Below are 20,837 nucleotides of genomic sequence, written 5' to 3'. Positions count from 1 at the left end.
CAGCGAATTCGTTGTTGGATTTGTAAGGCTGATCATTTACCGCCACTTCCGGCCACGCTTTCACCACCGCGGGTCAGGTAGTAGGCGCCAAGGATCGGGAACATGGTCACGAGCATCACCAGCATCGCCACCACGTTGGTCACCGGTACATCGCGCGGTCGGCTGAGTTGGTTAAGCAGCCACAGCGGCAGGGTGCGTTCATGGCCGGCGGTAAAAGTGGTGACAATGATTTCGTCGAACGACAGGGCGAACGCCAGCATGCCGCCGGCCAGCAACGCCGAGCCCAGGTTCGGCAGGACGATGTAGCGGAAGGTCTGCCAGCCGTCGGCGCCCAGATCCATCGAGGCTTCGATCAGACTGTAGGAAGTGCGACGCAAGCGGGCGATGACGTTGTTGTAGACGATCACCACACAGAAGGTCGCGTGGCCGACGATGATGGTGAACATGCCCGGTTCGATGCCCAGCGTCTTGAAGGTCGCGAGCAGGGCGATACCGGTGATGATCCCTGGCAACGCGATCGGCAGGATCAGCATCAGCGAGATGCCTTGTTTGCCGAAGAAATCACGTCGGTACAACGCGGCCGACGCCAGGGTGCCGAGGACCATGGCGATCAGCGTGGCCACCGCGGCGATCTGCAGCGACAGCTTGATCGCCTCCAGCACGTCCGGCCGCGAGAAGGCCACGCTGAGCCACTTCAGGGTGAAACCCTGGGGCGGAAAGCTGAAGGCCGCGTCTTCGGTGTTGAAGGCGTACATGAAGATGATCAGGATCGGGAAGTGCAGGAACACCAACCCGCCCCAGGCGGCGATGCGCAGGCCCAGAGACGCTTTTTCTCCCTGCGTTGATGACTCATGTTTTTCTGAATCAGAGCGCATCGAAGGCCCCCAGACGTTTGACGACGGAGAGGTAAATGGCGATCAGCACGATCGGCACCAGGGTGAAGGCCGCGGCCATCGGCATGTTGCCGATTGCACCCTGCTGGGCGTAAACCATGCTGCCGACGAAGTAGCCCGGCGGCCCGACCAGTTGCGGCACGATGAAGTCACCGAGGGTCAGCGAGAAGGTGAAGATCGACCCCGCAGCAATGCCCGGGATCGACAGCGGCAGCGTCACTTGCATGAAGGTCTGACGCGGCTTGGCCCCGAGGTCGGCGGAGGCTTGCAGCAGCGATGGCGGCAGACGTTCCAGCGAGGCCTGGATCGGCAGGATCATGAATGGCAACCAGATGTAGACGAACACCATGAAGCGCCCCAGATGCGAGGTGGACAAGGTGCTGCCGCCGACACCGGGAATCCCCAATATGAACTGCAACACCGGCTCCAGCCCAGCGTGTTGAACGAACCACTGCGCGACACCGCCCTTGGCCAGCAGCAAGGTCCAGGCGTAGGCCTTGACGATATAGCTGGCCCACATCGGCATCATCACCGCGATGTAGAAAAACGCCTTGGTCTTGCCGGTGGTGTAGCGCGCCATGTAGTAGGCGATCGGGAAGGCGACGATAGCGCTGGCGATCGACACGACGATGGCCATGCTCAGGGTGCGGACAATGATGTCGAAGTTCGACGGCTGGAACAGCGCCGCGAAGTTCGCCAGGGTCAGCTCGGGAGTGACCGCCATGGTGAAGTCATCGAAGGTGTAGAAACCTTGCCACAACAGGATCAATAACGAGCCGAGGTAGATCGCGCCGAACCAGAGCAGCGGCGGCACCAGCAGCATCGCCAGGTACAGATTGGGCCGGCGATACAGCAGGTCGGAAAACCGCCGCAACGGCGAGCCGCCGGGAGCGGTTTGGGTCATGGCCTGGCTCACGTCACACCTCGCCCGCAACGGTGTCGGTCAGGCGGATCATGGCTTCGCGGGCCCAGCGTGCGCTGATCCGTTGTCCGGTCTGGTGCTGGGCGCTGCTGTCCAGCCACTGATTATTGGCCTGACTGATGTTCAGGGTCTGGCCGTTTTCCAGTTTGAGTTCGTAACGGGTGGCGCTGCCCTGGTACTGAATGTCGTGGATCAAGCCGCTGACTTCGATCTCGTGGCTGGACACCGGGCCGTCGGCGAAGCGCACGTGTTCCGGGCGAATCGAGAACGGCTGATCGCTGCCGTTCAATCGTCTGGCCAAATCGCCACGAATCACGTTGGAGGTACCGACGAACTCGGCGACAAAGGTGGTAGCCGGTTTCATGTAAAGGTTGCGCGGGGTGTCGACTTGTTCGATGCGGCCCTTGTTGAATACCGCCACACGGTCGGACATCGACAGCGCTTCAGTCTGGTCGTGGGTGACGAAGATAAAAGTGATGCCGAGCTGGCGTTGCAGCTTTTTCAGCTCGCCCTGCATTTGTTCGCGCAACTTCAAGTCGAGGGCGCCCAAGGGTTCGTCCAGCAGCAATACTCGGGGGCGATTGACCAGTGCGCGGGCCAGGGCTACACGTTGGCGCTGACCGCCGGAGAGTTGCACCGGTTTGCGCTCGCCGTAACCGCCGAGGGCGACCATGTTGAGGGCTTCTTCGGCACGGTTCAGGCGTTCGGTTTTGCCGATGCCTTTGACCTTCAAGCCATAGGCCACGTTGTCCCGTACGTTCATGTGCGGGAACAGTGCGTAATCCTGAAACACGGTATTCACGTCGCGCTGATACGGCGGTAACCCGGCGGCTTCTTCGCCATGAATACGGATCGAGCCGGTGCTCGGTTGTTCGAAACCGGCGATCAGGCGCAGGCAGGTGGTTTTGCCCGAGCCAGAAGGGCCAAGCATGGAAAAGAACTCGCCGTCCTGAATATCGATGGAGACCCGGTCAACGGCTTTCACATCGCCGAACTGACGGGAAACGTTGGTGAACTGGACTGCAAGCGTCATGGTGCGGTGCTCCAAAAAGGCGAGGGCCGTCGCAGCGGCCCTTGCCTGGACTTCTGAAAAAACAGTGATTCGAATATCAGCGTTGCTTTTTAGAAAGCATCGATTGCGTAAAGTCGTTTCGGGAGCGTAGCGAGCGGCGATTAGCCGTGTCCGGCCAGCGCACAGCCCCCGGAGCGTACGTCAGTACGTGAGGAGGCGAGCACTGCCCGGGCGCGGCTGGTCGACGCGCAGTAGCTACCGGAATGACTTTTATCGACCGCCCATGATCGCGATGTAATCCTGGGTCCAACGGCTGTACGGCACGAATTTGCCGCCCTCGGCCTGCGGGGTTTTCCAGAAAGCGATCTTGTCGAACTGGTCGAAACCGTTGGTTTTGCAGCCTTCAGCACCGAGCAATTCGCTCTCTTTGCAGGCCGCCGGAACCGCTGGCAGCGAGCCAAACCAGGCGGCTACATCACCCTGGACCTTGGGTTGCAGCGACCAGTCCAACCACTTGTAGGCGCAGTTGGGGTGCTTGGCCTCGGCGTGCATCATGGTGGTGTCGGCCCAGCCAGTGGCGCCTTCTTTGGGGATGGTCGAAGCGATCGGCTGTTTCTCGTTCATCAGGCCGTTGACCTGATACGGCCAGGAGCTGGAGGCCACCACACCTTCGTTTTTAAAGTCACTCATTTGCACGGTGGTGTCATGCCAGTAGCGGTGGATCAACGGTTGCTGGGCACGCAACAGATCAAGCACGGCTTTGTACTGGGTTTCAGTCAGTTCATAAGGGTTCTTGATGCCCAGTTCCGGTTTGCTCGACTTGAGGTACAGCGCCGCGTCGGCGATGTAGATCGGGCCGTCATAGGCCTGCACGCGACCCTTGTTGGACTTGCCGTCCGGCAGGTTCTGCGCATTGAACACTACGCCCCAGCTGTCAGGCGCCTGCTTGAAAACGTTGGTGTTGTACATCAGCACGTTCGGGCCCCACTGATAGGGCGCGCCGTAAGCCTGCTTGTTGACCACGTACCAAGGTCCGTCCTTGAGACGTGGATCGATGTTCTTCCAGTTCGGGATCAGCGAGGTGTTGATCGGCTGTACACGCTTGCCGGCAATCAAGCGCAAGGAGGCGTCGCCGGAAGCGGTGACCAGGTCGTAACCACCCTTGGCCATGAGGCTGACCATCTCATCGGAGGTGCCGGCGGTTTTGACGTTGACCTTGCAGCCGGTCTCTTTCTCGAAACCGGTCACCCAGTCGTAGTTCTTGTCGCTTTCGCCACGTTCGATGTAACCCGGCCAGGCGACGATATCCAGTTGACCCTCGCCGGCACCAACGGCTTTCAGCGGTTCGGCGGCCTGGATGCTGGCACTGGCCAGTAGTGCGGTAGTGATTGCACTGAGCAGTGCGGTCTTGTGCACGAACATGGGGTTTCCCTCTTCTTTAATTATGGTCGGGGCAGTTTTGAACGTACTGAACGTGGTGAAGCTATGCCTGTTGAGGCTATTTATTAGAGTAGTGCGTTATTTAAGGTCATTGCCGTGGCGGGCCATGATGTGCCGTACCACGCTGTAATCCTGTAGCGAATCGCTGGACAGATCCTTGCCATAACCCGAGCGTTTCAAGCCGCCGTGGGGCATTTCGCTGACCAGCATGAAATGGCTGTTGATCCAGGTGCAGCCGTACTGCAACCGCGCCGCGACCTGCATTGCCTTGTCCAGATTCTGGGTCCAGACGGACGAGGCGAGGCCGTATTCAGAGTCGTTGGCCCAGTCCACTGCTTGCTCCAGTTCCTCGAAGCGGGTCACGGTGACCACCGGGCCGAAGACTTCGCGCTGGACGATCTCATCGCTCTGCTTGCAACCGGCGAGCAGGGTGGGCTGGTAGTAGAAGCCCGCCCCGGAATGCACGGCGGCACCGGTGACGCGCTCGATGTGTGGCTGGCCGAGAGCACGTTCAACGAAGCTGGCGACGCGGTCGCGCTGGCGGGTGCTGATCAGCGGGCCGATCTCGTTGTCGGCGTCGCGTTTGCCGGCAAAGCGCAGGCTGCTGACGGCGGCGCCGAGGTCGGCCACCAGGCGATCATGAATCCCGGCCTGAGCATAGATCCGGCACGCTGCGGTGCAGTCCTGCCCTGCGTTGTAGTAACCGTAGCTGCGCACGCCTTCGACCACAGCCTGAAGGTCGGCGTCGTTGCAGACGATCACCGGTGCTTTGCCGCCGAGTTCAAGGTGGGTGCGTTTCAGGGTTTTCGCCGCGGCCTGAAGGATTTTCTGCCCGGTGACGATATCGCCGGTCAGCGAGACCATGCGCACTTTCGGGTGGCTGACCAAATGGCTGCCAACACCTTCACCACCACCGCAGATGATGTTGATCACCCCGCGTGGCAGCAACTCGGCCAGCGCCGGGGCCAGGGCCAGAATCGACAGCGGCGTGTGTTCGGACGGCTTGAACACCAAGGTGTTGCCCGCCGCCAGGGCCGGGGCGATTTTCCAGGCGGCCATCATGATCGGGTAGTTCCACGGAGCGATGGAGGCCACCACGCCAATCGGATCGCGGCGGACCATGCTGGTGTAGCCCGGCAGGTATTCGCCACTGAGCTGGCCAGTCTGGCAACGCACCGCGCCGGCGAAGAAGCGGAACACGTCGACCGTAGCGCTCAAATCGTCCTGACGTGCCAGGTGCAGCGGTTTTCCGCAGTTCAGCGATTCGAGGCGGGCGAGGTGGTCGGCTTGTTTTTCCACTGCGTTGGCAATGGCCAAGAGAATGTTCGAGCGTTGCTGCGGCGTGGTCCGCGACCAGCCGGCAAACGCGCGGTGGGCAGCCAGAACGGCGCTTTCGACCTGTTCGGTACTGGCTTCGGCGATGCGCGTCAGCACTTCACCCGTGGCCGGGTTGAGGATAGGTTCGACAAAACCCTGACCTGCGACTAATTCACCATCGATCAATAAAGCGGTGAACAACGGAGTCTGCGCGCCAGCCATTTTTCGGGTTCTCTTTTCTTGTGTGGCCATGGTGCTCCCTTGCGACTGGAGCCCGACCTTTTATAGATGCATAAAGACTAGTGGTCGGGCGTGAGGTCGACAAATACTAAATACTGAAGGCTGCGTTCGATTAAATAGATGGCTTGCGTCCGGCGTGAGGTTGCTCGCGGGCCACGGTCAAAAATGGGTCCACCAACGCCGGTCTTGCAGTGCCGCGGCGCCAAGCCAGGCCGACGTCGAGGGTCTGGCTGAGGTCGGCCAGCGGGCGGGCTTCGATGATGTCGCCTTCCAGTGACCAGGGGCGATATGTCATGTCAGGCTGGATCGACACCCCCAACCCGGCTGCCACCAGGCTTCGTACCGCTTCGGTCGAGGCCGTGCGCAAGGTGATGCGCGGCTGCAATCCCGCGCCGGACCACATGCGCTGGGCGTTGCGGTCCATTTCGTCGACGTTGAGCTGAATCAGCGGTTCGCGTGCGACATCGGCGAGGTTGATGCTGTCGTGTTCCAGCAGTGGGTGCTGAGCCGGCAGCCACAGGCGATGGGGCGAGTGGGTGAGCACTTCGGTTTGCAGGGCGTGGCGGTCTTCAAGATTGGACAGAATCAGCACGCCGACATCGATTTCACCGCTGACCAGCAAGTGTTCGATATACGGCCGCTCATCCTCCATCACGCGAATTTCCACGTTCGGGTAGGCACGCTGGAAACGAGTCAGTAAATCGGCGAGGTAGTAACCGGCCACCAGGCTGGTCACGCCGACAATCAACTGCCCGGCGACCTGATCGGTGCTTTGCTGCAGGCTGCGCTTGGCATTGTCGACAGTGGCCAGGATCAAGTGCGCCTGGCGCAGAAACTGGTGGCCCTGGTGGGTCAGGGTCATGCCCTTGGCGTGGCGATTGAAGAGGCTGACGCCGATTTCCTGCTCCAGTTGCTGGATTGCCAGGGTCAATGTCGATTGGGAAATGTACACCGCCTGGGCGGCGGCCGAGATCGAACCCGTCTCGGCCACGGCGATGAAGTGACGGATCTGACGCAGGGTCATCATGGGGGGAAATACCGGTTGGGCGGTTTTATAGATTTGCTTGAGTGTATATCTTTTTAATCGATGGCTTAGTTCACAACCGGGACTTCGGCAAGGGCCAGGCAACATCTGGAAGCACTCTCGAAAACTGGAGGCGAGCACTTCGATCTACGCTGCTGGCCTTGATGATCCGGTTAAGCTCAATGGGTGGAGGCGGCAAATGAATACACGTGGATTGCTCGATCAGTTACTCAAGTCCGGTCAGGATATGTTTCAAAACAAGGCCAGCGGTACTCAGAACACATCGGCAGGCTCGGATAAGGGCGCACTGGGCAGCTTGCTCGGCGGCGGCTCCGGTGGGCTCGGCAGTCTGCTTTCAGGGGCTGGCGGCGGTGCTTTGGCGGCAGGCGCCATGGGCCTGTTGCTGGGAAACAAAAAAGCCCGGAAGTTTGGCGGCAAGGCGTTGACCTACGGCGGTCTCGCCGCGTTGGGTGTGTTGGCCTACAAGGCTTATGGCAATTGGCAGGCGCAACAGGCTGGCGCGCCGCAGGCAGAGCCGCGAACCATCGACCGCTTGCCCGCAGCGCAAGTTGAATTGCACAGCCAGGCGATCCTCAAGGCGCTGGTCGCCGCCGCCAAGGCTGACGGCCATGTCGATGACCGCGAGCGTGCGCTGATCGAGGGCGAATTCACCAAACTGGATAGCGATCAGGATCTGCAACGCTGGCTGCACGCTGAACTTAACAAGCCATTGGACCCGGCCGACGTCGCTCGCGCCGCCAGCACCCCGGAAATAGCCGCAGAGATGTACATCGCCAGCGTGATGTTGGTGGACGAGGAAAGCTTCATGGAGAAGTCCTACCTGGATGAACTGGCCCGTCAGCTCAACCTTGAGCCAGGCTTGAAAGCCGAACTTGAAAAGCAGGTTCGCCAGGCTTCGATGTAAGCCGTGCGGCCCTCTTCGCTTGCCCGCGCATTCATTGATGATCGTTCCCACGCTCTGCGTGGGAATGCCGCCCTGGACGCTCTGCGTCCGCTCCAAATGTGACGCGGAGCGTCACGAGATGCATTCCCACGCAGCGTGGGAACGATCTGACCTTTTGGGCACCACACCATTTTCAGCCCCTGCAATGACCAAACCACGGTCTTTTTCTTCCGAATCGTCACTAGCAGCGTTCGCCGCATCTGTCCCAGAGTAGCCATCCAGAGCGGATGCTGGCTTTTCTCTCCTCTGAGTGAGACGTGGTGCGCAACCCGCTGATAAAGGATGGCGCGCCCTCGGCTATACTCCGCCTCATTTGAATGGCCTCGAGGACTGACTGTGAAGAACTGGACGTTGCGCCAACGCATTTTGGCGAGCTTTGCGGTAATTATCGCCATCATGTTGCTGATGGTCCTGGTCTCGTACTCCAGTCTGCTGAAGATTGAATCCAGCGAGAAAACGGTGCAGACGGATGCCGTTCCGGGGCTGTACTACAGTTCGATGATTCGCAGCGCTTGGGTCGACGGTTATGTCCTGACCCAGCAGGTGGTTGACCTCTCCGGGCATCGTGACATAACTGCCGCCGACAAGGCGCTGTACAAGAGCTTCGAAGAGCGCCTGAAAGCGGAAATGAACAACTATCGAACAACCATCTTTGATCCCGAGGATCAGGCCTCTTTCGATGAGTTCGAAGTGCGTCATCAAGCGTTCAATCAGGCACTGACGAAAGTCATCGATCTCTATCAGCGCAAAGAATACGAACAGGCCCGCGTCTCGCTGGAGAATGAACTGACGCCGGCGTGGGTTGCTGGTCGCCAGCATTTGAACAGCGTGATCGATCGCAATCGTGATCAGGCCGGCAACGCTACCGAGGCGATCGCCCAGGCGGTCACTGCGGCAAAAATCAGCATGGGCGTCTCTTTACTGGTCGCGGTGTTTGCTGCCGGTCTGTGCGGTCTGCTGTTGATGCGCGCGATCATGGCGCCGATGAACCGGATTGTGCAGATCCTCGACATCATGCGTACAGGTGACTTGAGCAAGCGCTTGAATCTGGAACGCAAGGACGAATTCGGTGCGGTAGAAACGGGCTTCAACGACATGATGACCGAGCTCACCTCGCTGGTGTCCCAGGCCCAGCGCTCTTCGGTGCAGGTCACCACGTCGGTCACGGAAATCGCGGCCACCTCCAAGCAGCAGCAGGCGACCGCGACGGAAACCGCCGCCACTACGACGGAAATCGGCGCCACTTCGCGGGAAATCGCAGCGACCTCCCGGGATCTGGTGCGCACCATGACCGAAGTCTCCACAGCCGCCGATCAGGCTTCGGTGCTGGCCGGCTCCGGTCAGCAAGGACTGGCCCGTATGGAGGAGACCATGCACTCGGTGATGGGGGCGGCCGATCTGGTCAACGCCAAGCTGGCGATCCTCAACGAGAAGGCCGGCAACATCAATCAGGTGGTGGTGACCATCGTCAAGGTTGCCGACCAGACCAACCTGTTGTCCCTCAACGCCGCGATCGAAGCCGAGAAGGCCGGTGAATATGGCCGTGGTTTCGCTGTGGTCGCTACCGAAGTACGGCGCCTGGCGGATCAGACGGCTGTCGCTACCTACGACATCGAGCAGATGGTCCGTGAGATCCAGTCTGCTGTGTCGGCGGGTGTGATGGGCATGGACAAATTCTCCGAAGAAGTACGCCGCGGAATGTCCGAGGTGCAGCAGGTCGGCGAGCAGTTGTCGCAGATTATTCATCAGGTTCAGGCGCTGGCGCCGCGCGTGCTGATGGTCAATGAAGGCATGCAGGCTCAGGCCACCGGCGCCGAGCAGATTAACCACGCGTTGGTGCAGTTGGGTGATGCCAGCAGCCAGACGGTGGAGTCCCTGCGTCAGGCCAGCTTCGCCATCGACGAGTTGAGTCAGGTGGCGGTGGGGCTGCGTGGCGGCGTCTCGCGTTTCAAAGTCTGATGAGCGAGCTCGCGGCGAAACGCGGCGCAGGAATGCCGCCAAAACAGTCGTTGTTTTTGCTGTTCCGCATTGGCAACGAACGCTATGCCCTGCAAGCCATTGAGGTGGCTGAAGTGCTGCCGCGCCTGCCACTCAAACCGATCGCGAAGGCACCTTTTTGGGTCGCCGGGGTGTTTGCCTACCGTGGCGCGGTGGTGCCGGTGATCGACCTCAGCGCGCTGACTTTTGGCCAGCCTGCGCAGGTGCGCACCAGCACGCGCCTGGTGCTGGTGCACTATCAGCCGCAAGCGTCCGGGCCCGGGCAATTGCTCGGGCTGATCCTGGAACAGGCCACCGATACCCTTCGCTGCAACCCCGCGGACTTTCAGCCCTATGGCCTGGACAATCGCCAAGCGCCTTATCTGGGACCGGTACGCGAAGATCAGCAGGGCTTGCTGCAATGGATTCGGGTCGCTGATTTGCTCAATGCCGAGGTTCGTGCATTGCTGTTCCCGTCGCCGCCACTGAATCTCGCTCTGATTGAGGAGCGTCCATGAGTAGCGATCAACGCTTTTTCGACTTTCTCAAGGAGCGCATCGGCCTGGACGTGGCGTCCGTGGGGGAGGCGCTCATTGAGCGGGCTGTCCGTCAGCGCACCACGGCTCAGCAGGCGCTGACTGCCGACGAGTACTGGCACACGTTGCAAGGATCGCGGGATGAACAGCAGGCGCTGATCGAAGCCGTCATCGTTCCGGAAACCTGGTTTTTCCGTTATCCGGAATCCTTCGCAACCCTGGCTAAACTGGCGGTAGCGCGTTTGGCCGAGATCAAGGGCATGCGCGCCTTGCGGATTCTCAGTCTGCCGTGCTCGACCGGCGAAGAGCCGTATTCGATTGCCATGGCCTTGTTCGATGCCGGGTTTGCGCCCCATCAGTTCAAGGTCGAAGGGCTGGATGTCAGCCCCCTGTCGGTCGAGCGCGCCAAGTGTGCGGTGTATGGCAAGAACTCCTTTCGTGGGCAACTGACCGATTTTCGCGAGCGCCACTTCACTGTTAAAGACGAGCGTTATCACCTCAACGAGCGGGTGCGCGAACAGGTGCACTTGCAGGTGGGCAATCTGCTTGATCCGGCGTTACTGGCTAATGAACCGCCGTATGATTTTGTGTTCTGCCGCAACCTGCTGATTTACTTCGATCAGGCAACTCAACGCCAGGTGTTTGAAGTGCTCAAGCGCCTCACCCATGTTGACGGCGTGCTGTTTATCGGCCCGGCAGAAGGCGGCCTGTTGGGGCGATTGGGTATGCGCTCGATCGGCATTCCACAGTCCTTCGCCTTTAGTCGTCATAGCGAGCCTGAGCCCGTACCGCTGCCGGCCTTTATCCCGACGCCGTTGCCCATGCGTCAATCGATCCACAGCGTGGCGCCGCCGCGTCGCAGCGAACCCTTTACCCGCGTTGCGCCAGTGATCAGTCCTGACAAGCCTTCTGCTGCGACGAGTGACTCCGCAACCTTGCTCGCCAGCATCGCCGCCCTGGCCAATGAAGGAAAAAGCACCGAGGCACGCGCCGCCTGCGAGCAGTACCTGCGCAACCATGAGCCGGTGGCTCAAGTGTTTTATTGGTTGGGATTGCTCAGTGATGTCGTCGGCGATGCGCTGCAAGCTCAAGGTTTCTATCGCAAGGCGCTTTATCTGGAGCCGCAGCACCCCGAAGCGCTGATGCACCTGGCCGCTTTATTGGCTTCCCAGGGAGATGCGGCGGGTGCCCGTCGATTGCAGGAACGCGCCGCCCGTAGCGAGCGCGCCGCTGACAGTGAGCGTAAACGATGACTGGATCTGTTTCGTTAAGCGTGACCCACGAAGATGCGCAGGCCATCGATGACTGCTGGAACCGGATCGGTATCCACGGTGACAAGTCCTGCCCGCTGTTGGCCGAGCATATTCACTGTCGTAACTGTGCCGTGTATTCCGCGGCAGCGACCCGCTTGCTCGATCGTTATGCGCTGCAACAGGAAGATCATCGGCAGTCGATCGCGGTCGAGAGCGATGTCGTCACCCGCTCGCTGTTGATGTTCCGTCTGGGCGAAGAGTGGTTGGGCCTGGTGACTCGCTGTCTGGTGGAGGTCGCGCCGTTGCAGCCGATACATTCCTTGCCGCACCAGCGTTCGCGGGCATTGTTGGGCGTGGCCAATGTGCGCGGCGCCTTGGTCGCCTGCCTGTCACTGGTGGAATTGCTGGGGTTGGACGCCACTACTGGTGTTGTCTCGGGGGCGCGGGTCATGCCACGCATGTTGATCATCGCGGCCCACGGCGGCCCGGTGGTGGTGCCGGTGGATGAAGTGGACGGGATTCACGCTATTGATGAGCGCATCTTGAGCGCCGCCTCCAGCTCCGGCTCACACGCCAGCGGCAAATACACCCGTGGCGTATTGCCGTTCAGAGATCGCAGTTTGCGCTGGCTGGATGAAGAACAGCTGCTGTCAGCCGTGACCCGGAGCCTCACATGACCCCTGATCAAATGCGCGACGCATCGCTGCTGGAGCTCTTCAGCCTGGAGGCCGAAGCGCAGACCCAAGTGCTCAGCACCGGCCTGCTGGCACTGGAGCGCAATCCGACCCAGGCCGATCAACTGGAAGCCTGCATGCGGGCGGCGCACTCGCTCAAGGGTGCCGCACGCATTGTTGGCGTGGATGCCGGGGTCAGCGTGGCGCATGTCATGGAGGATTGCCTGGTCAGCGCCCAGGAAGGTCGTTTGTACCTGCAACCCGAACATATCGATGCGCTTTTGCAAGGCACTGACCTGCTGATGCGCATCGCCACGCCAGGCAGCGACAACATCGGTTCGAGCACTATCGAGGCCTATGTTGCCTTGATGGGCCTGTTGCTTGATTCCGCGGCGTTGACCGCCAAAATTGCACCGCCTGCCGCGTCAGCCATTGAGCTGGCTACACCGCCGATGGCTGAGCTGCAACTTGAGCCGCCCCGTGCCGAGCCTGAGCCCGAGACGCCACTGCTGGAGCCCGAAGCGCTGCTTGCTGCAGCCACTGCAACATCGCGTCAACCCGCGCGGGTTACCGAGGGCGGTGAACGGGTGCTGCGGGTCACCGCCGAACGCCTGAACAGTTTGCTCGATCTGTCGAGCAAGTCCTTGGTGGAAACCCAGCGCCTCAAGCCTTGGCTGGCGACGATGCAGCGCCTCAAACGCATGCAGAACAACAGTCTGCGCGCCCTGGAAAACCTTAACGTTCACCTCAAAGAGCACGCGCTGAGCCTGGAAGCCCAGGAAGTACTGGCCGATGCCCGGCGCATGCTCGCCGAATCCCAGCAACTGCTGGCCGAGAAAACCGCCGAGCTGGATGAGTTCGCTTGGCACGCCAGTCAGCGTGCTCAAGTGTTGTATGACACGGCGCTGGCCTGTCGCATGCGGCCGTTCGCTGATGTGCTGGCCGGGCAGGTGCGGATGGTGCGTGATCTGGGCCGCAGCTTGGGTAAACAGGTGCGGTTAGAGATCGAGGGTGACAAGACTCAGGTCGACCGTGATGTGTTGGAAAAGCTCGAAGCCCCACTGACTCATTTATTGCGTAACGCGGTGGATCACGGCATCGAAATGCCTGAGCAGCGTTTGTTGGCCGGTAAGCCCGCTGAAGGCTTGATCCGGCTACGAGCCTCCCATCAGGCCGGGTTGTTGGTGATGGAACTGAGCGATGACGGTAATGGCGTAGACCTCGAATACCTGCGTCGCAGTATCGTCGAGCGTCAATTGTCGCCGGCTGAAACCGCAGCCCAGTTGAGTGAAGAAGAGCTGCTGACCTTCCTGTTTCTGCCGGGCTTCAGCCTGCGGGACAAGGTCACCGAAGTCTCCGGGCGCGGTGTGGGCCTGGACGCGGTTCAGCATATGGTCCGTCAGCTGCGCGGCGCGGTGGTGCTGGAGCAGACTGCGGGCGAGGGCAGCCGCTTCCATCTTGAGGTGCCGCTGACCCTGTCGGTGGTGCGCAGTCTGGTGGTGGAAGTTGGAGAGGAGGCTTACGCCTTCCCGCTGGCGCACATTGAGCGCATGTGCGATCTGGAGCCCGATGACATCGTGCAAGTTGAAGGCCGTCAGCACTTCTGGCACGAGGGCCAGCATGTCGGTCTGGTCGCGGCGAGCCAGCTGCTCCAGCGCCCGGCAGCTCAGAACAACGAGCAAACCCTCAAAGTCGTGGTGATTCGCGAGCGCGATGCGGTGTATGGCGTGGCCGTCGAGCGCTTTATCGGCGAGCGCACGCTGGTGGTGCTGCCGCTGGATGATCGACTGGGCAAGGTCCAGGACATTTCCGCCGGAGCGCTGCTGGACGACGGCTCCGTGGTGCTGATTGTCGATGTTGAGGACATGCTGCGTTCGGTGGATAAATTGCTCAACACCGGCCGCCTGGAGCGCATCGCCCGGCACAACCATCAAGTCGCGGAAGTTGCGCGCAAGCGTATTCTAGTGGTCGACGATTCTCTGACGGTCCGCGAACTGCAGCGCAAACTGTTGCTCAATCGCGGTTACGACGTCGCCGTGGCCGTAGACGGGATGGACGGCTGGAACGCTTTGCGCGCTGAAGACTTCGACCTGCTGATCACCGACATCGATATGCCCCGAATGGATGGTATTGAGTTGGTCACCCTGTTGCGGCGTGACAACCGCTTGCAGTCGCTGCCGGTCATGGTGGTTTCCTACAAGGACCGCGAAGAAGACCGACGCCGTGGACTGGACGCTGGAGCCGACTATTATCTAGCCAAAGCCAGTTTTCATGACGACGCTTTGCTTGATGCAGTCGTGGAACTCATTGGAGGAGCCCGGACATGAAGATCGCTATCGTCAATGACATGCCCATGGCGGTAGAGGCCTTGCGCCGGGCCCTGGCGTTCGAGCCGGCCCACGAAGTGGTTTGGGTCGCGAGCAATGGCGCGGAGGCTGTGAAGTACTGCGCCGAACAGACGCCGGACCTGATCCTGATGGACTTGATCATGCCCGTGATGGATGGCGTGGAAGCGACCCGGCGGATCATGGCCCAGAGCCCCTGTGCCATTGTGATTGTTACCGTCGACCGTGAGCAGAATGTCCACCGGGTGTTCGAGGCCATGGGTTATGGTGCGCTGGATGTGGTCGACACCCCGGCCGTCGGCGCCGGTAATGCCAAAGAAGCCGCAGCGCCGTTGCTGCGCAAGATCCTCAATATCAGCTGGCTGATCGGCCAGAGCGGTAGCCGGGAGCCTTCAGCACCGACGCCGCCGCGCACGATGGTGCAACGTCAAAGCCTGGTAGCCATCGGCTCTTCTGCTGGCGGGCCGGCGGCGCTGGAGGTCTTGCTCAAAGGCCTGCCAGTCAATTTTCCGGCGGCCGTTGTGCTGGTTCAGCACGTCGACCAGGTGTTCGCCTCCGGTATGGCCGAATGGCTGAGCAGTGCCTCCGGTTTGACGGTGCGCCTGGCGCAAGAGGGTGAGCGACCGCAACGCGGCACGGTGCTGCTGGCGGGCACCAACCACCATATCCGGCTGCTGAAGAACGGCACGCTGTCCTACACCGCCGAGCCGGTCAACGAGATCTATCGACCGTCGATCGACGTGTTTTTCGAGAGTGTGGCCAGCTACTGGAACGGCGATGCTGTCGGCGTATTGCTGACCGGCATGGGCCGTGATGGCGCTCAGGGGCTCAAATTGATGCGCGAGCAAGGCTTCATGACCATCGCTCAGGACCAGCACAGCAGTGCGGTGTACGGAATGCCGAAAGCGGCCGCTGCCATCGACGCCGCCGTGGAAATTCGCCCACTGGACAAAATTGCGCCACGACTGCTGGAGATATTTGCCAAATGACTGACAAAACAGCTGTCCTGGCGAGCCTAGAAACTCAGGTGACCGTACATGAATGATTTACAGCTCGACGATTTCAAAACCGATGAAAATGCCGCGATGGTGCTATTGGTCGATGACCAGGCAATGATCGGTGAAGCTGTGCGGCGCGGGCTGGCCAACGAAGAGAATATCGACTTCCACTTCTGCGCCGATCCGCATCAGGCCGTCGCCCAGGCGATCCGTATCAAGCCGACGGTGATCCTTCAGGACCTGGTCATGCCCGGTCTGGACGGGCTGACGCTGGTACGCGAATACCGCAACCATCCGGCGACCAGGGACATTCCGATCATCGTGCTGTCGACCAAGGAAGATCCCTTGATCAAAAGCGCGGCGTTTGCCGCAGGCGCCAACGATTACCTGGTCAAGTTGCCGGACAACATCGAACTGGTTGCACGCATCCGCTATCACTCGCGGTCTTACATGACCTTGCTACAGCGCGATGAGGCGTATCGCGCGTTACGGGTCAGTCAGCAGCAGTTGCTTGATACCAATCTGGTGCTGCAGCGCTTGATGAACTCTGACGGCCTGACGGGCCTTTCCAATCGCCGACACTTCGATGAATACCTCGAGCTTGAGTGGAGGAAGGCCCAGCGCGACCAGACGCAACTGTCGCTGTTGATGATCGATGTGGATTACTTCAAGTCCTACAACGACAGCTTCGGCCACCTGGACGGTGATGAAGCCCTGCGCAAAGTCGCCACGGCCATTCGCGACGCCAGCAGCCGACCGTCGGACCTGCCGGCCCGCTACGGCGGCGAGGAATTCGTGCTGGTACTGCCGAACACTTCGCCGGGCGGCGCGCGGATGGTGGCCGAGAAACTGCGACAGACGGTGGCGGCATTGCAGATTCCGCATATCTTTCCGGCCGAGGGCGCGAGCCTGACCATCAGCATCGGCCTGTCGACCATGACGCCACAGTCCGGCAGTAATTGCCGGCAACTGATCTCGGCAGCTGACAAAGGTTTGTATTTGGCGAAAAACAATGGGCGCAATCAGGTGGGGATTGAATGAAATAGGGCGGCAACGGCCAAGCGGGCTGCCGTGACAGCCTGATTACGGTATACTCGCCGGCTTTCAAAAGATCGCCAACGAGTGCTGCCCGCCATGGAAATCAACCCGATCCTTAACAGTATCAAGGACCTGTCCGAGCGCTCCGAAACTATTCGGGGGTATCTTTGACTACGATCAAAAGCATGAGCGTCTGACCGAAGTCAATCGCGAGCTTGAAGATCCGAGTGTCTGGAACAACCCTGAATACGCCCAGAATCTAGGCCGCGAGCGTTCCTTGCTGGCCCAGATCGTCGATACCCTCGATGAAATGTCCAGCGGTCTGGCCGATGCCAAAGACCTGCTGCTGATGTCTGCCGAGGAAGAAGACCAGGCCGCTGTAGACGACGTCGCCGCTGAAGTCGAGCGTCTGCGCGAGTCCCTCGAGAAGCTTGAATTCCGCCGGATGTTCAGCGGCGAGATGGACCCCAACAACGCTTACCTGGACATCCAGTCCGGTTCCGGCGGCACCGAAGCCCAGGACTGGGCCAATATCCTGCTGCGCATGTACCTGCGCTGGGCGGATAAACGCGGTTTCGACGCAACCATCATGGAATTGTCTGCCGGTGAAGTCGCCGGGATCAAAGGCGCGACCGTGCACATCAAGGGTGAATACGCCTTTGGCTGGCTGCGTACTGAGATTGGCGTGCACCGTCTGGTGCGCAAGAGCCCGTACGACTCCGGCAACCGTCGCCACACCTCGTTCTCGGCCGTTTTTGTCTCGCCGGAAATCGATGACAACATCGAAATCGACATCAACCCGTCGGACTTGCGGATCGATACCTATCGCTCCTCCGGTGCCGGTGGTCAGCACGTAAACACCACCGACTCGGCCGTACGTATCACCCACGTACCGACCAACACCGTGGTCTGCTGCCAGAACGAACGCTCCCAGCACGCGAACAAAGACACCGCGATGAAAATGTTGCGGGCGCGCTTGTATGAGCAGGAAGTGCAGAAACGCAACGCCGCTTCTCAAGCGCTGGAAGACACCAAGTCGGATATCGGCTGGGGTCATCAGATCCGTTCGTATGTACTCGACCAGTCGCGGATCAAGGATCTGCGTACCAGTATCGAGCGCAGCGACTGCACCAACGTGCTTGACGGCGATATTGATGAGTACCTGGTGGCCAGCCTCAAGCAGGGTCTGTAGCCCCAAGCCTTGACAGCGCTGTTCCCGAATCAAGTCCCTTGCGCGAGCGAGGGCAACGAACCTGTGATGGAAAATTTAAAGACATGAGCGACCTACAACTCGACCCGCAAGCCCTGCAACAGGAAGAAAACACCCTGATCGCCCTGCGCAAGGAAAAGCTTGCTGCCGAGCGCGCCAAGGGTCAGGCCTTCCCCAACGACTTCCGCCGCGACAGCTACTGCGAAGATTTGCAGAAGCAGTATGTGGACAAGACCAAGGAAGAGCTGGCAGAGGCGGCGATCCCGGTCAAGGTTGCCGGTCGTCTCATGCTCAACCGTGGTTCCTTCATGGTGATCCAGGACATGTCCGGGCGCATCCAGGTTTACGTCAACCGTAAAACCCTGTCGGAAGAAACCCTGGCTGCGGTCAAAACCTGGGACCTGGGCGACATCATCGCCGCCGAAGGCACCCTGGCCCGTTCCGGCAAAGGTGACCTGTACGTTGAAATGACCAACGTGCGTCTGCTGACCAAGTCCCTGCGCCCGCTGCCGGACAAGCACCATGGCCTGACCGATACCGAAACCCGCTATCGCCAGCGCTACGTCGACCTGATCGTCAACGAAGAAGTTCGTCAGACCTTCCGCATTCGTTCGCAAGTGATCGCGCACATCCGCAGCTTCCTGATGAAGCGCGACTTCCTTGAAGTCGAAACGCCAATGCTGCAAACCATCCCTGGCGGCGCCGCGGCCAAGCCGTTCGAGACTCACCACAACGCTCTGGACCTGGACATGTTCCTGCGCATCGCGCCGGAGCTGTACCTCAAGCGTCTGGTGGTCGGTGGTTTCGAGCGCGTGTTCGAGATCAACCGTAACTTCCGTAACGAAGGCGTTTCGACCCGGCATAACCCCGAGTTCACCATGCTCGAGTTCTACCAGGCCTACGCTGACTACGAAGACAACATGGACCTGACCGAGGAACTGTTCCGCGAACTCGCGCAACTGGTTCTGGGTTCCACCGATGTGCCGTATCAGGGCAAGGTGTTCCACTTCGGTCAGCCGTTCCAGCGCATCTCGGTGTTCGCGTCGATCCTCAAGTACAACCCTGAGATCACCGAAGCCGATCTGCAAGACATCGACAAGGCCCGCGCTATCGCCAAGAAAGCCGGTGCCGACGTTAAAGGTTTCGAAGGTCTGGGCAAGCTGCAAACCATGATTTTCGAAGAGCTGGTCGAGCACAAACTGGAGCAGCCGACCTTCATCACCGAATACCCGTTCGAAGTGTCTCCGCTGGCACGTCGCAACAACACCAACCCGAATGTCACTGACCGCTTCGAGCTGTTCATTGGCGGCCGTGAAATCGCCAACGCCTACTCCGAGTTGAACGACGCGGAAGACCAGGCCGAGCGCTTCCAGGCTCAGGTGCGTGACAAGGATTCCGGTGACGATGAAGCCATGCATTACGATGCTGACTTTGTCCGCGCCCTGGAATACGGCATGCCGCCGACGGCAGGTGAAGGTATCGGTATCGACCGTCTGGTGATGCTGCTCACCGACGCTCCATCGATCCGTGACGTGATCTTGTTCCCGCACATGCGGCCGCAAGCGTAAGTGTTATGAATAAAAAGCCGCCTACATCAGGCGGCTTTTTATTGTCTGTGTGGAACTGACGTACTGCTTTTTTCATTTTTGATGTGAGAGGAATACCTGTCGTGAACCGTGCAATTGCTCTAGAAGGTGCCGCTGGAATCGCCACTGCGGTTTCTGAAAGCGTTCAGTACCAGGGTCGCAAGGCCAGCCGACAGGGCAGTGAGCAGCGCCGACAGGTCATTCTCGATGCCGCCATGCGCATCGTCGTGCGCGATGGTGTGCGGGCGGTGCGTCACCGTGCAGTGGCCGCCGAGGCCGGTGTGCCGCTGTCGGCGACCACTTACTATTTCAAGGATATCGATGACTTGCTCACCGATACCTTCGCTCAATACGTGGAACGCAGCGCGGCCTTCATGGCCAAATTCTGGGCGAACAACGAAGGCTTGCTGCGCGAGATGGTTGCCTATGGTGATGGCAGCCGGGAGTCCCGTTCGCAACTGGCTGACGATATTGCCCGGTTGACCGCCGACTATGTTCAGCGCCAATTGCACAACCGTCGTGAGCACTTGATGGCCGAGCAGGCGTTCCGCCAGGAAGCGCTGCTCAACCCGCGTCTGGCGCTGTTGGTGCGCTCGCACCAGCAAATTCTCCTACAAGGTACTTGCCAGTTTTTCCAGGTATTGGGTTCCCGTGAGCCACAACAAGATGCCAAAGTTTTGACGGCTATTATCAGACGGATGGAATATCAAGGCCTGCTCAATGATGCGGAGCCTGAGGCCGAGGAAGAAATGCTCGGTATTCTCAAGCGTTACATGCATTTGGTGTTGGCCTCGGTGTAACCCTGTGGGAGCGGTCGGCGTTGTGTTCATAGGGAGTATTGAATGAAGTCCTGGCGTGCCGTGATCGCCTTGTCGTTTCTGCTGCTCAGTGGCTGCCTGGTGAGTTTCAAGGAGCCGCTGCCGGCTGATCAGGCTGCGCCTGCCGCGCTGCTCGGCAAATGGACCAGCAAGAACGCCTGGGGCGAGGCGCTCAATCTTGAGCTGACCCGCGTCGCAGCCAATCGCTACAGGGCCGTCAGCTATCCTAAAAGCAGGCCTAAAGAGCGCGAAGCCTACGACTTTACCGTCTCGCGCCACGGTAGCCGCTGGTACCTGTCAGCGCCGGTGCCGAATAAGTTCGGTGGTCATTTCACTATTGCTGGTTTCGAATTGACCGATAAGCACGAACTGGTGGTCTATAACCTCGACCTTGAGCAGATCCATCAGGCGCAAGGGCAAGAGGCTCTGAGTGGCGAACCTTTTGACACCAAAGAGGGCGAGGGTGTGCTGATCAGCAATCCGCTGGAGCAGGTGTTTGCCTGGCTGGACGATCCTGCCAATTCTGACGTGTTCGTCGAAGCGGCGCGCTTCCAGCGTTCGGCCAAGTAAACGCGGTACAAAACGTTATC

18 protein-coding genes are annotated in these 20,837 nt (G+C 60.0%); 12 read left to right on the top strand and 6 right to left on the bottom strand.

Features of this window, described 5'->3' with window-relative positions:
- Nucleotides 1–32: 32 nt before the first annotated feature.
- The 6 genes from ACN1C3_RS13100 to ACN1C3_RS13075 form a co-directional block, all read right to left on the bottom strand.
- On the bottom strand, nt 33–875 hold the full coding sequence (locus tag ACN1C3_RS13100; protein ID WP_419116235.1) for an ABC transporter permease: 843 nt from the start codon (nt 873–875) through the stop codon (nt 33–35).
- Nucleotides 865–1,797 (bottom strand): ABC transporter permease, encoded by a 933-nt coding sequence (locus tag ACN1C3_RS13095; protein ID WP_419116234.1) that lies wholly within the window; start codon nt 1,795–1,797, stop codon nt 865–867. The genes ACN1C3_RS13100 and ACN1C3_RS13095 overlap by 11 nt, the downstream gene beginning before the upstream one ends.
- Nucleotides 1,798–1,810: 13 nt before the next feature.
- Nucleotides 1,811–2,848, bottom strand: a complete 1,038-nt coding sequence (locus ACN1C3_RS13090; protein ID WP_419116233.1) for an ABC transporter ATP-binding protein — start codon at nt 2,846–2,848, stop codon at nt 1,811–1,813.
- 249 nt (nt 2,849–3,097) lie between these two features.
- Nucleotides 3,098–4,249 carry a putative ABC transporter substrate-binding protein YdcS gene (gene ydcS, locus ACN1C3_RS13085; protein ID WP_419116232.1) on the bottom strand — a complete coding sequence of 384 codons (1,152 nt, stop codon included), beginning with the start codon at nt 4,247–4,249 and terminating at the stop codon, nt 3,098–3,100.
- Nucleotides 4,250–4,345: 96 nt separating this feature from the next.
- Nucleotides 4,346–5,836: a gamma-aminobutyraldehyde dehydrogenase gene (locus ACN1C3_RS13080; RefSeq protein WP_419116231.1), complete on the bottom strand. Its 1,491-nt coding sequence runs from the start codon at nt 5,834–5,836 to the stop codon at nt 4,346–4,348.
- A gap of 100 nt (nt 5,837–5,936) precedes the next feature.
- Nucleotides 5,937–6,851 carry a LysR family transcriptional regulator gene (locus tag ACN1C3_RS13075; protein WP_419116230.1) on the bottom strand — a complete coding sequence of 305 codons (915 nt, stop codon included), beginning with the start codon at nt 6,849–6,851 and terminating at the stop codon, nt 5,937–5,939.
- A gap of 196 nt (nt 6,852–7,047) precedes the next feature.
- Here ACN1C3_RS13075 and ACN1C3_RS13070 point away from each other — a divergent pair, with 196 nt between their 5' ends.
- From ACN1C3_RS13070 to ACN1C3_RS13015, 12 genes are all read left to right on the top strand, one after another.
- Nucleotides 7,048–7,773: a tellurite resistance TerB family protein gene (locus tag ACN1C3_RS13070; protein ID WP_419116229.1), complete on the top strand. Its 726-nt coding sequence runs from the start codon at nt 7,048–7,050 to the stop codon at nt 7,771–7,773.
- Between the two features lie 375 nt (nt 7,774–8,148).
- Nucleotides 8,149–9,771, top strand: coding sequence for a methyl-accepting chemotaxis protein (locus ACN1C3_RS13065; protein ID WP_419116228.1), 1,623 nt, complete (start codon nt 8,149–8,151; stop codon nt 9,769–9,771).
- Nucleotides 9,771–10,307 (top strand): chemotaxis protein CheW, encoded by a 537-nt coding sequence (locus ACN1C3_RS13060; RefSeq protein WP_419116227.1) that lies wholly within the window; start codon nt 9,771–9,773, stop codon nt 10,305–10,307. The genes ACN1C3_RS13065 and ACN1C3_RS13060 overlap by 1 nt, the downstream gene beginning before the upstream one ends.
- The gene (locus ACN1C3_RS13055) at nt 10,304–11,578 is read left to right on the top strand and encodes a CheR family methyltransferase (protein ID WP_419116226.1); all 1,275 of its coding nucleotides are present in this window, start codon (nt 10,304–10,306) and stop codon (nt 11,576–11,578) included. The genes ACN1C3_RS13060 and ACN1C3_RS13055 overlap by 4 nt, the downstream gene beginning before the upstream one ends.
- The gene (locus ACN1C3_RS13050; RefSeq protein WP_419116225.1) at nt 11,575–12,255 is read left to right on the top strand and encodes a chemotaxis protein CheW; all 681 of its coding nucleotides are present in this window, start codon (nt 11,575–11,577) and stop codon (nt 12,253–12,255) included. The genes ACN1C3_RS13055 and ACN1C3_RS13050 overlap by 4 nt, the downstream gene beginning before the upstream one ends.
- Nucleotides 12,252–14,579 carry a hybrid sensor histidine kinase/response regulator gene (locus ACN1C3_RS13045; RefSeq protein ID WP_419116224.1) on the top strand — a complete coding sequence of 776 codons (2,328 nt, stop codon included), beginning with the start codon at nt 12,252–12,254 and terminating at the stop codon, nt 14,577–14,579. The genes ACN1C3_RS13050 and ACN1C3_RS13045 overlap by 4 nt, the downstream gene beginning before the upstream one ends.
- A complete protein-coding gene (locus tag ACN1C3_RS13040; protein ID WP_419116223.1) occupies nt 14,576–15,586 on the top strand; it encodes a chemotaxis response regulator protein-glutamate methylesterase in 1,011 nt (336 codons plus the stop codon). Before ACN1C3_RS13045 ends, ACN1C3_RS13040 begins: the two co-directional genes overlap by 4 nt.
- Before the next feature lie 48 nt (nt 15,587–15,634).
- On the top strand, nt 15,635–16,636 hold the full coding sequence (locus ACN1C3_RS13035; RefSeq protein ID WP_419116222.1) for a diguanylate cyclase domain-containing protein: 1,002 nt from the start codon (nt 15,635–15,637) through the stop codon (nt 16,634–16,636).
- A 93-nt stretch (nt 16,637–16,729) separates the two neighbouring features.
- A protein-coding gene (gene prfB, locus ACN1C3_RS13030) for a peptide chain release factor 2 (RefSeq protein WP_419116221.1) occupies nt 16,730–17,825 on the top strand; the annotation gives its coding sequence in 2 pieces (ribosomal slippage) (nt 16,730–16,801 and nt 16,803–17,825; 1,095 coding nt in all).
- Between the two features lie 83 nt (nt 17,826–17,908).
- Entirely contained in the window at nt 17,909–19,411 is a 1,503-nt protein-coding gene (gene lysS, locus ACN1C3_RS13025) for a lysine--tRNA ligase (RefSeq protein WP_419116220.1), read from the top strand.
- Between the two features lie 101 nt (nt 19,412–19,512).
- Nucleotides 19,513–20,229, top strand: coding sequence for a TetR/AcrR family transcriptional regulator (locus ACN1C3_RS13020; RefSeq protein WP_419116219.1), 717 nt, complete (start codon nt 19,513–19,515; stop codon nt 20,227–20,229).
- A 42-nt stretch (nt 20,230–20,271) separates the two neighbouring features.
- Nucleotides 20,272–20,817, top strand: a complete 546-nt coding sequence (locus ACN1C3_RS13015; protein ID WP_419116218.1) for a hypothetical protein — start codon at nt 20,272–20,274, stop codon at nt 20,815–20,817.
- Nucleotides 20,818–20,837 lie beyond the last annotated feature (20 nt).

Source organism: Pseudomonas sp. H11T01, assembly GCF_048515765.1.
Lineage (GTDB): Bacteria > Pseudomonadota > Gammaproteobacteria > Pseudomonadales > Pseudomonadaceae > Aquipseudomonas.
Note: the sequence above shows the minus strand (reverse complement) of the source record. Positions and strands in the feature narration are given on the sequence as shown.

Excerpts from the sequence above, each read along its gene's own strand:
- ACN1C3_RS13100 (WP_419116235.1), bottom strand. The coding sequence starts at position 875 with ATGCGCTCTGATTCAGAAAAACATGAGTCATCAACGCAGGGAGAAAAA.
- ACN1C3_RS13095 (WP_419116234.1), bottom strand. The coding sequence starts at position 1,797 with ATGACCCAAACCGCTCCCGGCGGCTCGCCGTTGCGGCGGTTTTCCGAC.
- ACN1C3_RS13090 (WP_419116233.1), bottom strand. The coding sequence starts at position 2,848 with ATGACGCTTGCAGTCCAGTTCACCAACGTTTCCCGTCAGTTCGGCGAT.
- ydcS (WP_419116232.1), bottom strand. The coding sequence starts at position 4,249 with ATGTTCGTGCACAAGACCGCACTGCTCAGTGCAATCACTACCGCACTA.
- ACN1C3_RS13080 (WP_419116231.1), bottom strand. The coding sequence starts at position 5,836 with ATGGCCACACAAGAAAAGAGAACCCGAAAAATGGCTGGCGCGCAGACT.
- ACN1C3_RS13075 (WP_419116230.1), bottom strand. The coding sequence starts at position 6,851 with ATGATGACCCTGCGTCAGATCCGTCACTTCATCGCCGTGGCCGAGACG.
- ACN1C3_RS13070 (WP_419116229.1), top strand. The coding sequence starts at position 7,048 with ATGAATACACGTGGATTGCTCGATCAGTTACTCAAGTCCGGTCAGGAT.
- ACN1C3_RS13060 (WP_419116227.1), top strand. The coding sequence starts at position 9,771 with ATGAGCGAGCTCGCGGCGAAACGCGGCGCAGGAATGCCGCCAAAACAG.
- ACN1C3_RS13055 (WP_419116226.1), top strand. The coding sequence starts at position 10,304 with ATGAGTAGCGATCAACGCTTTTTCGACTTTCTCAAGGAGCGCATCGGC.
- ACN1C3_RS13050 (WP_419116225.1), top strand. The coding sequence starts at position 11,575 with ATGACTGGATCTGTTTCGTTAAGCGTGACCCACGAAGATGCGCAGGCC.
- ACN1C3_RS13045 (WP_419116224.1), top strand. The coding sequence starts at position 12,252 with ATGACCCCTGATCAAATGCGCGACGCATCGCTGCTGGAGCTCTTCAGC.
- ACN1C3_RS13040 (WP_419116223.1), top strand. The coding sequence starts at position 14,576 with ATGAAGATCGCTATCGTCAATGACATGCCCATGGCGGTAGAGGCCTTG.
- ACN1C3_RS13035 (WP_419116222.1), top strand. The coding sequence starts at position 15,635 with ATGAATGATTTACAGCTCGACGATTTCAAAACCGATGAAAATGCCGCG.
- lysS (WP_419116220.1), top strand. The coding sequence starts at position 17,909 with ATGAGCGACCTACAACTCGACCCGCAAGCCCTGCAACAGGAAGAAAAC.
- ACN1C3_RS13015 (WP_419116218.1), top strand. The coding sequence starts at position 20,272 with ATGAAGTCCTGGCGTGCCGTGATCGCCTTGTCGTTTCTGCTGCTCAGT.